Genomic DNA, 9,899 nt, shown 5'->3' with positions numbered 1-9,899 from the left:
AAAACACACTATGCTAAAATTTACAAATCCGAGGTTGCTTTTTGCTGCCTTAGCTTTTGCCGGAGCGTTGGCTTCTGGTTGTCAAAAAAATGCAAATCAGCCGGTTCAAAGTGCTGCCGATAACAAAACAGCATCGGTAACAAAACTTAAAATCCAGGCGGTATCACTTACACAGGGCTTCGAAGTAGGGGCAACCAGCCCTAAAACTGCTTATGATGTTTCGCCTACAGGTTCAAGCAGCGGCGATAACGTAACCTTGTCTGGCAACTCATGGAACCTGTATGATGCCTTAATAGGCAACCTTGCCGGCGATCTTAAAGCGGGTTCATGGGCAGCACGCATCCGCAATACAGGTAAAATAACCATGTTGTTTGATGTTACCACCGGCATAAGCACCGTTACTATTAAAAGTGGTACATACGGCTCGGACGCGGCAAGTACATGGGGTTTGTTTTATTCTGTTAACGGTGGTACCAGCTATACACAGGCAGGTTCAACTATAACTACTACCACAACATTAACCACATCAACTTTTACCATTACCGGCGTAACCGGCACAGCCCGTTTAGAGATCCGCAAACTAAGCGGCGGCACTAATCGTGTAGATATTGATGATATTACTATAAATGATAATGGCGGCACCGGCGGTGGTGGCACTGTACTTACAGGTAAAAAATTCCTGTTTGATGCAAGTCACCTGGAAAATGCAGGCAGCGCTGATTGGCAAATTGATGCCGATGGTACCGAAAGTGTGCCACTTTACACCGGCGGTACAACTGTTGAAACCAAAGCACAGCGCATACCAACGGCATCATATACTGGCATTACTGCCGGCACTGCCGAAACCTATTGGAAAGGCGCTATTTCGGCATGGGCTGTTGAACTGGTAAAACGCGGTGAACTGGTAGAATCATTGCCAGGCGGAACAGCCATTACCTATGGTACTGCAAACGCGCAGGATTTGAGCAATTATGATGTATTTGTGGTTGTTGAGCCTAACCGTTTATTCACTGCTGCAGAGAAAACTGCTTTAATGAATTTTGTTGCCAATGGTGGCGGCTTGTTTATGATAGCCGACCACACCGCAGCTACAACTGCCGGTACCGATGCCAATGGCTACAACCCGTCTGACAGGGATGGCGATGGTTACGATTCGCCCCGCGTTTGGAACGATTTGATGACTAACAACGGGATCAATAACAGCAATCCTTTTGGTTTCAATATCAATTATGTTGATATCAGCGAAGGCCCTTCAACCAACGTTTATACTGGTACCAATACCAATGCGCAGATAGTGTTAAACGGCGCGGCTGGTACGGCTTCAAAACTGGCTTTCTATAACGGATCAACCGCTACGTTGTACCCTGCAAATAACTCAAGCGTGCAGGGCTTATTCTGGCGCAACAGTGCCACTAATGGCGGTACGGCCAACGCAATGGCACTTTTAGCAACATATGGCAGTGGCAGGGTTGTATTTATTGGTGATAGCTCACCCGCCGATGACGGCACAGGCGATACCAACGATAACCTGTTTAATGGCTGGTCTGGCGATGCACCTTCGGGTTATACTTCGCACCCGGCTTTGCATTTAAATGCTTCGCTGTGGCTGGCTAAGGCGCAGTAAATAGCCTCACCTAAACCTCTTCAAAAAGGGAGGACCTTAAATAAACAAAGTGTCTTGTTGCTTAAATGCAATGAGACATTTTGTTTAATACAGTTTTACAGGAGGCTTATTATTCATTAATCAAAACAACATCAATAGTTCATTGGTTACACAAATAAAGGCAGTATCAATTGCTGTTACTTAAACAAAACATCACCACCATGAAAAATTACGAAAGCTTACTTGATGCCACCAATGATCTTTTCAAACGGGGATATACGGCTAACCTTAGCCTGGAAGGCGATACAATAGATGATAAATCCCAGGCCATTCACATGGGAGCCGATGATTTTATAATTGACGAGTTTTACCGTTTTGAAGGCGCCAGCAATCCCGATGATATGTCGATAGTTTATGCGGTGTCATCACCAAAATATAGCCTTAAAGGCGTATTGGTAAATGCCTATGGTACTTATGCCGATGACAGCTCATCTGCCATACACGCTAAGCTTCGCCACGGCCAGGTAAGCCATAATTTGCACGGTGAGGATAGGCCGCATGAGTAAGATCAGATTACAGATTACAGATGTGCAAATTTCAAATGTGCAGATGATTGAGCTGCGAATGTGCAGATGATTATCGAAAGGCTTTATTTGCACATCTGAAATCTGAAATTTGCACATTTATAAATCCTTCAATATTTTCCGCCCGCCTGCCTGTATGGCTGCGCTGCCGTTGCGCATTAAAAACTCCATTTGGGCGGTAAGCTCTTCTTTAACCCAGGGGAATGAATCCTTTAAATTGAATAAGGCATAAGCTGCAAATATTTTTACAGCAACTTTTGCCCTGGGGTTTATCATCCAGTCAAACAGTTGCTCAACCACCGGTTCAAAGTCGATTTCCTGAAGCTTTAATTGTAACGACTTCGGGGCCTTTGCATCAGTAATGTGCATTATTATTTTGGCATAATGGCGCTGACATCCGGGGTGTTTCACTTCGCCGAACCGCGAGATCATATAGTGCAGGTCGTCGAGATAAATTTCCGGATCTGATAAAAAAATATTTTCCAGTATCCACACCGCCCTGAATGCAACAGCTTTATCCTGTTGAAAAGTAATATCTATTAAATCGCGTAAAGCAAAATGCTTTTCCTTTAATATCCTGCTAAGCTCAAGCACCTTGGGTTTGCCAATTATGCTGGTTATCTTTTTAATGAGCTCTCCTTGTGTCATGTTTTTTAGTCCGAAAGCCCGAAGAACCGGGATCTTGTATCACAAGGTAAGGAAGATTTTAATAAATATTTCATAATAACTTTCCCCTCTTTTGGACTTTCCGACTTTCGGACTTTCCCGACTTTCGGACTTTTTTTGCATCAAACAACTATATCAACAAAATTTTTACATTTGCTTTGTTTTAAATATGACTGTCCATGGTTAAGTTCAACCGGTTTACATTGGATAATGGCCTGCGGGTTATTGTTCACGAAGATAATACTACCCCTATGGCGGTGCTCAACATACTATATGATGTTGGAGCCCGCGATGAAAATCCCGACCAAACCGGCTTTGCCCATTTGTTTGAGCACCTGATGTTTGGTGGATCGGTAAATATTCCCAGCTATGACGAACCCCTGCAAAGGGTAGGCGGCGAAAACAATGCCTTTACCAGCAATGATATCACCAACTACTATATCACCCTGCCATCAGCCAATATCGAAACTGCTTTCTGGCTGGAAAGCGACCGGATGCTTAGCCTGGCTTTTAGCGAAAAAAGCCTTGAGGTGCRGCGCAATGTGGTAATAGAGGAGTTTAAGCAGCGCTACCTTAATCAGCCTTATGGCGATGTTTGGTTAAAGCTTCGTCCGCTGGTTTATAAAGAGCACGCTTACAGGTGGGCTACCATAGGTAAAACCATCAAACATATTGAGGATGCGCGGATTGAGGACGTAAAAGCGTTTTTCAAGAAACACTATAATCCACAAAATGCCATTATGGTAGTGGGTGGTAACGTAACAACCGAAGAAGTAAAACAACTATCAGAGAAATGGTTTGGGCCGATACCAGCGGGCGAAAAGTACAACCGTAACCTGCCGCAGGAGCCAGATCAGCATGAAGAACGCCGTGAAACGGTAACCGCCAAAGTGCCTTTAAACGATGTTTATATCGCTTTCCAGATGGGCGCCCGTTTAGATGAGGATTATTACGCGGTGGAGCTGTTGAGCGATATACTTTCGCGCGGCCATTCATCGCGCCTGTACCGAAGTTTAGTGCAGGATAAGCAGATTTTTAGCGAGGTGCATGCCTACATTACCAGCAGCCTGGATAAAGGCATGTTTGTGCTGGAAGGTAAGCCACTGGAAAACATCAGCATTGAGCAAGCCGAAGCAGCACTGTGGGACGAATTGGAGAAAGTTAAGCATACCGGGGTGCCGGCAGATGAATTAACCAAGGTGCAAAACAAAACAGAATCAACCATGGTGTTCTCTGAAATGTCGTTACTGGATAAAGCCATGAACCTGGCCTCGTTTGAGTTGCTTGGCGATGCCGGCTTGCTTAACCAGGAAACAGGAAAATACCTGGCCGTAACCAGCGAGCAAATTAAAGCGGTAGCCAATAAAATATTCAGGAAAGACAATTCATCAACGCTGGTTTACCTGGCGGAGCAAACTGCGGAGATGCCTGAATCAGAGTTAGTCTGAACCAGAATTTATTGAATTGAAGAATTTTCGAATTTCATTCAATAATTCTGCTAATTCTTTAATTCGAAGAATTCCGTTTCAGAAGAAAACCAATGACTAATGACAATTGACCAATGACCCAAATAGATAGAACATTAGCCCCAGATTTTAAGGCTATCGATAATATAACCCTGATAAGGCCCGGGCATAAAAAGCTTGATAATGGCTGCAATATTTATTGTTTTAACTCGGGCGACCAGGAGCTGGTACGTATTGAGTGGATTTTTGCAAACCTGCGTTTCAACCCGGCAAATCCGCTGTTAAATATGGCGACTAATACGATGCTTACCGAGGGAACCAGCACCTTGAATGCAGCGCAAATAGCAGATAAGATAGATTTTTACGGCGCCTTTTTGCAGGTTGATTACGGTTACGAAAATTCGGTGGTTACGCTATATAGCTTAAATAAGCATTTGCATAGCACATTGCCGGTTATTATGGATTTGCTTACCGATTCTGTTTTCCCGGTGAAGGAACTGGAAACGTTTAAGCGTAACCAACAGCAAAAACTACAGGTTAGCCTGCAAAAAAATGATGTTGTAGCCCGGCGGGATTTTAACAAGGCCATTTATGGCGATACCATTTATGGCTTAGGCGCCAGCTTTGATAATTATAAAACATTGCAGCGCGATGACCTACTGGCCCATTATAAACAACAGTATCAGCCATCAAACTGTACTATTATAATTGCGGGTAAAATTGAGCCGGAAACCTTATCGCTCGTTACCGATACTTTTGATAAAGGATGGACTAATGGTGATGCGCCTGCCGATACTACCCAACCCCCGATTGAAGCATCCAAAGATCTTTTTTATTTTACCGAAAAGCCTGATGCCTTACAATCGGCCATTAGGATAGGTACACCTGTAATTACCCGCAGCCATCCTGATTTTCAGCCTTTGCAGGTTTTAAACACGGTTTTAGGAGGCTATTTTGGATCGAGGCTGATGGCCAATATCCGCGAGGATAAGGGATATACTTATGGTATAGGTTCGGGACTGGGGCCGTTTAAACAGGGAGCCTCATTTTTTATAGCTACAGAAGTAGGGGCAGATGTTTGCAAAGCAGCCATCACCGAAATTGAAAAAGAGATCAATATATTAAAAACCGAACTGATACCCGATGAAGAGCTCGGCCTGGTGCGTAACTATATGCTGGGTTCACTACTGGGTAGCCTGGAGAATGTTTTCTCACATGCCGATAAGTTTAAAAGTATTTATTTTGCCGATCTTGATTATGATTACTACGACAAATATGCAGCCACAGTAAAAAATGTTACCACCCAGCAACTGCAGGAACTGGCCAATAAATATTTTCATTTTGAGAGTTTCTATAAAGTTATAGTGGGCAAATATTGAAAAAGAATTAAGAGTCAAGAATCAAGAGTTAAGACAGCTTCTACCGGACTGCACAAACTTCGTTTTTCTGCGAAATGTAAAATTCTTGATTCTTGACTCTTAATTCTTGACTCTATTTCACAAAGCATTTCTGATTACCTAAATTTTTATTACCTTTGCCCGGCAAATAATAACTCCAAAATAATTATTTGCTATGCAGTTAGACCCATCCAAATTTGTTGCCGAAGGATTAACCTACGACGACGTTTTACTACTCCCCGCTTATTCTGAAGTACTACCGCGCGATGTTAACACAGGTACTTTTTTAACAAAAAGCATCCGTTTAAACATTCCTATTATTTCGGCCGCTATGGATACCGTTACAGAAGCAGGGCTGGCAATTGCCATTGCCCAGGCTGGTGGTATTGGTATTTTGCATAAAAACATGACCATACAGGCACAGGCTGATGAGGTACGCAAGGTAAAACGGTCTGAAAGCGGAATGATCCAGGACCCCGTTACATTGATGGAAGATGCGCTGCTTGCAGACGCATTCCAGATCATGAGGGAATTTAGCATAGGAGGCATCCCGGTTATTGACGCAGAGCACAAACTTAAAGGTATCATAACCAACCGCGACCTGCGTTTCCAGAAAGATATGACGCTGCCTGTTAGCGATGTGATGACCAAAACTAACCTGATCATTGCACCGGAAGGAACAACTTTAACTGAGGCTACTGCAATATTACAAGGCAACAAAATAGAAAAACTACCTGTAGTAAATAAAGATGGCAAGCTGGTAGGCTTAATTACTTATAAAGATATCCAGAAGGTTAAAAACTTCCCTAACGCGTGTAAAGATTCATTTGGCCGTTTGCGTGTAGGCGCGGCTGTTGGGGTTGCGGCAGATAACATCGACCGTGTTACCGCTTTATACAACGCCGGTGTTGATGTGGTTGTTGTTGATACAGCTCATGGTCACTCAAAAGGAGTTATTGATATGGTGAAAGCTGTTAAAAGCTTACATCCTCAATTACAGGTTATTGCCGGTAATATTGCCACTGCCGATGCTGCAATTGCTTTGGCTGATGCCGGTGCCGATGCAGTTAAGGTGGGTATTGGTCCGGGGTCTATTTGTACAACCCGTATTATTGCGGGTGTGGGTGTACCTCAACTGTATGCCGTTTATGAATGTGCTAAAGCATTAGAAGGTCGCGGTATCCCCGTTATTGCCGATGGTGGTATCAAACAAACCGGAGATATTGTAAAAGCCATAGCAGCTGGTGCAAGCACCATTATGGCAGGCTCGTTATTTGCAGGTGTGGAAGAATCACCGGGCGAAACCATTATATACGAAGGCCGTAAGTTTAAATCATACCGTGGTATGGGTTCGGTTGAGGCTATGGCAAAAGGATCGAAAGATCGCTACTTCCAGGATGAAACCGATGTGGTTACCAAGCTGGTACCAGAAGGCATTGTTGGTCGGGTACCCTTTAAAGGCAACATGGCCGAAGTGATATTCCAATACATAGGCGGTTTACGTGCCGGTATGCACTACTGCGGTGCTGCCAATATTGAAGACCTGCAACGCGCCAAATTTGTACGTATCACTGCAGCGGGAATGCGCGAAAGCCATCCGCACGATATTACAATTACTAAGGAAGCGCCTAATTATACCAGGTAATTCCCGGAAAAATACTGTACTGCAATAAAAATAGCAAAGCCTGTAAAGTTTATTATAACCTCACAGGCTTTTGCGTTATTGATAGTCAGCGTATTAGCTTTTTGCTTTTCGCATTCTGCTTTGAGCTTATTGGCCGTTAACTGATGCCGACTTTGGAATTAAGCTATTGGATGTTATTATTTTTAAAGCCTGGTCATTTGTAAAGCCTTCTTTTATAAGCGCGTCGAAATATTCTTTGTTTAGTTTGGCAATCTCGGCTATTTTACCGGGTTGCTTGTAGTAAGCAAATTGTGCATCAAGCATGCTTTTTGCCATAGATGTGTACATTGGACCCATTGCACTCATAGCATTTGCCATCTCATTCGTGCCATTTAAAGCTTGTTCAACTCTGTCAACCGGGGGCGGCGGCATTAATACAACATCAGTTACTTTTACTTTTGTTCCTTCGGGGACTGATTGGGTTAAGCTTACATTATAAAAGTTAAAAAATGAAATGCCATCGGTTCTTCTGCCAGCCCTTTCAATAATATCCATTGATTTTGTGGGTTGTGGTATTTTTTGAAAATATACTTTAAATAAAAGCTTTTCGCCGGCTTTGGCTAAAGTGTGTTTGGCAGGTACCATGGCTATGTTTTCAGATTTTACATAGTTGTAATGTGCATTACTCTGGTCGGTTTGAATGTAGATCTCTTTATTGAGCTGTGCCCAGGAATTATCAGAACTGGCGGTGTACTCAAAGTTTACAACCGTAAATTTTGCATCAGTTTCCACTTTGGTTATGGTACTGTTATAGTCGTCACTGCTTTCCACCTGTGGGTTAACAATGGTTTGTGCTAATGAGGATAGATAACTCATTATTAGCATAGTTGATAAGGTTAGTATTTTTTTCATGAGATATGTTTTTTTAAAGATATAAATAATAACATATGCTTAATCATGGTCAAAGGCCAAAAAAATAATAAGAAACCGTTCAGGATGACAAAAAGTTTTTTTTTCAAAAAGGTCATAGGTAGCCCCAGTTTATAAGAGTTAATAAAAGCTTAATTCAGGGGCAAGGAATTTTTGTTATAATTGAACAATGAAATCTATCTGCGTATTCTGCGGCGCCAACTTTAACGGCGACCCTATATTAAAAGAAGCTATTGAGCAACTGGCCGAAGTTATGGTGAGTCGTAATATTACTTTGGTGTTCGGCGGCGGCAAGGTTGGTGTTATGGGCCTGCTTGCTGATGCTGTTTTAAGCAGGGGCGGAAAAGCGATAGGAGTGATCCCTCAATTTTTGATGGACAAGGAAGTTGGCCACAGCGGTTTAACGGAACTGCATATTGTTGACAACATGCACCAGCGCAAACAAATGATGAACGACCTGTGCGAAGGTATCATCACGCTTCCCGGTGGTTTAGGTACCCTCGAAGAGTTTTTTGAAGTTTTAACGTGGCTGCAATTAGGCTTACATAATCATCCCATTGGTTTGCTTAATGTGGGTGGATACTATGATTCATTATTAAAACAACTGGACGTAATGGTAGAACAAAAGTTCCTTAAACCCACCAACCGCGAACTGGTAATAACCTCCGGCGACCCCCTAGAACTGGTAAGCCTGATGGATAGTTTTAATGCTACCCCTGATGAAGTATGGTTCAGGGACAGAAACCTGACTTAGGCCGGTAGTCTTTAGTTCGGACAAAGGACTTTCGGATGTTCGGATTTTCGGACAAAAGACTTTCGGACAAAGGATTTTCAGACAAAAAATTAAGGACGGAAGGACAAGCAAGCCCAACATATCCAAAGTCTTTATCTTTTGGACAAAAAAACCTTTGTCTTTTGTCCAAACATCCTTTATCCTTCGTCCGAACATCCTTTGTCCGAACGTCCGAACGTCCGAACGTCCAAAAATCCAAAAATCCTTCCTCCCAAAAAACTCACTCCACCTTACTTATGGTCCAAAAGTCGTCGGCCAGGTCGGTGCTGGTTATGTAATCATAGGGCATATAAAAATACCCTTTTTGCCCCCAGCCGTCGCCCCAGCTATTCCGAATAATAAAGGCCTTTTTTTTATCATCATAACCGGCCGCCATTACGGCGTGGCCTCCCAAAACACTTTCATTTTTTCCGGGCATGTTTAGTACGCCTGTTTGGGCAACTGTGCTCCCTTCAAATGCCTGGTAAACAGTAAAGCCAAAAACAAAAGGATTACCGGTTGCCAGGCACGATTTTAACTCGGTAATATTCATATTGTTTAAGCGGGTATACTGAATAGCCTGATTTTTTTTTGCCAGGGTATATAATTTCTTTTTAGGTTTTTTGGCAAACTTGCTGATGTTATACGGCCAAAGCTTTTCATCACAAACACCCTGCGTAGCTACAGATTTAATGCCATCGCGTAGCTGGGCGCCGCTATCTTCTTTAACATGATTTTCCAGTACACGCTCGTTATAATAAATAAACAGGCGCGAGGGATTAAACACAGGCAGTTTTTGCCTCATCAATTCAAACTGAAAAGCCCCGCCTATGGCGTTGGCTGTACATGAACCGAGC

Annotated in this window: 8 protein-coding genes and 1 pseudogene; 6 read left to right on the top strand and 3 right to left on the bottom strand. The window is 43.0% G+C overall.

Annotated elements, in window-relative coordinates; translation table 11 throughout:
• Positions 1 to 1,624, top strand: a pseudogene (locus AC1DPZ_RS16355) (hypothetical protein); the annotation flags it as partial.
• 200 nt (positions 1,625 to 1,824) lie between these two features.
• A complete protein-coding gene (locus AC1DPZ_RS16350; RefSeq protein ID WP_477405272.1) occupies positions 1,825 to 2,169 on the top strand; it encodes a phosphoribosylpyrophosphate synthetase in 345 nt (114 codons plus the stop codon).
• A gap of 117 nt (positions 2,170 to 2,286) precedes the next feature.
• Here the strand turns inward: AC1DPZ_RS16350 and AC1DPZ_RS16345 are convergent, their stop codons facing one another.
• Entirely contained in the window at positions 2,287 to 2,835 is a 549-nt protein-coding gene (locus tag AC1DPZ_RS16345) for a hypothetical protein (protein WP_477405270.1), read from the bottom strand.
• A 197-nt stretch (positions 2,836 to 3,032) separates the two neighbouring features.
• Here AC1DPZ_RS16345 and AC1DPZ_RS16340 point away from each other — a divergent pair, with 197 nt between their 5' ends.
• The 3 genes from AC1DPZ_RS16340 to guaB all read left to right on the top strand — a co-directional run bounded on the left by AC1DPZ_RS16340 (position 3,033) and on the right by guaB (position 7,361).
• Complete coding sequence (locus tag AC1DPZ_RS16340) at positions 3,033 to 4,301, top strand: M16 family metallopeptidase (RefSeq protein WP_477405267.1); 1,269 nt, start codon at positions 3,033 to 3,035, stop codon at positions 4,299 to 4,301.
• A gap of 113 nt (positions 4,302 to 4,414) precedes the next feature.
• Positions 4,415 to 5,698 carry a M16 family metallopeptidase gene (locus tag AC1DPZ_RS16335; RefSeq protein WP_477405265.1) on the top strand — a complete coding sequence of 428 codons (1,284 nt, stop codon included), beginning with the start codon at positions 4,415 to 4,417 and terminating at the stop codon, positions 5,696 to 5,698.
• Positions 5,699 to 5,891: 193 nt separating this feature from the next.
• Complete coding sequence (gene guaB / locus AC1DPZ_RS16330) at positions 5,892 to 7,361, top strand: IMP dehydrogenase (protein ID WP_477405263.1); 1,470 nt, start codon at positions 5,892 to 5,894, stop codon at positions 7,359 to 7,361.
• Between the two features lie 126 nt (positions 7,362 to 7,487).
• On the opposite strand, the gene AC1DPZ_RS16325 is transcribed toward guaB, so the two are convergent.
• The gene (locus tag AC1DPZ_RS16325; RefSeq protein ID WP_477405261.1) at positions 7,488 to 8,252 is read right to left on the bottom strand and encodes a hypothetical protein; all 765 of its coding nucleotides are present in this window, start codon (positions 8,250 to 8,252) and stop codon (positions 7,488 to 7,490) included.
• Between the two features lie 187 nt (positions 8,253 to 8,439).
• Here AC1DPZ_RS16325 and AC1DPZ_RS16320 point away from each other — a divergent pair, with 187 nt between their 5' ends.
• Complete coding sequence (locus AC1DPZ_RS16320) at positions 8,440 to 9,024, top strand: LOG family protein (protein WP_477405259.1); 585 nt, start codon at positions 8,440 to 8,442, stop codon at positions 9,022 to 9,024.
• Between the two features lie 259 nt (positions 9,025 to 9,283).
• Here the strand turns inward: AC1DPZ_RS16320 and AC1DPZ_RS16315 are convergent.
• A partial coding sequence (locus AC1DPZ_RS16315; protein ID WP_477405257.1) for a C1 family peptidase occupies positions 9,284 to 9,899 on the bottom strand: 616 nt, incomplete at its 5' end.

It is taken from the genome of Mucilaginibacter sp. P4_G9 (assembly GCF_056400985.1).
This window is presented reverse-complemented; position numbering and strand designations above follow the sequence as displayed.

Excerpts from the sequence above, each read along its gene's own strand:
- AC1DPZ_RS16350 (WP_477405272.1), top strand. The coding sequence starts at position 1,825 with ATGAAAAATTACGAAAGCTTACTTGATGCCACCAATGATCTTTTCAAA.
- AC1DPZ_RS16345 (WP_477405270.1), bottom strand. The coding sequence starts at position 2,835 with ATGACACAAGGAGAGCTCATTAAAAAGATAACCAGCATAATTGGCAAA.
- AC1DPZ_RS16335 (WP_477405265.1), top strand. The coding sequence starts at position 4,415 with ATGACCCAAATAGATAGAACATTAGCCCCAGATTTTAAGGCTATCGAT.
- guaB (WP_477405263.1), top strand. The coding sequence starts at position 5,892 with ATGCAGTTAGACCCATCCAAATTTGTTGCCGAAGGATTAACCTACGAC.
- AC1DPZ_RS16325 (WP_477405261.1), bottom strand. The coding sequence starts at position 8,252 with ATGAAAAAAATACTAACCTTATCAACTATGCTAATAATGAGTTATCTA.
- AC1DPZ_RS16320 (WP_477405259.1), top strand. The coding sequence starts at position 8,440 with ATGAAATCTATCTGCGTATTCTGCGGCGCCAACTTTAACGGCGACCCT.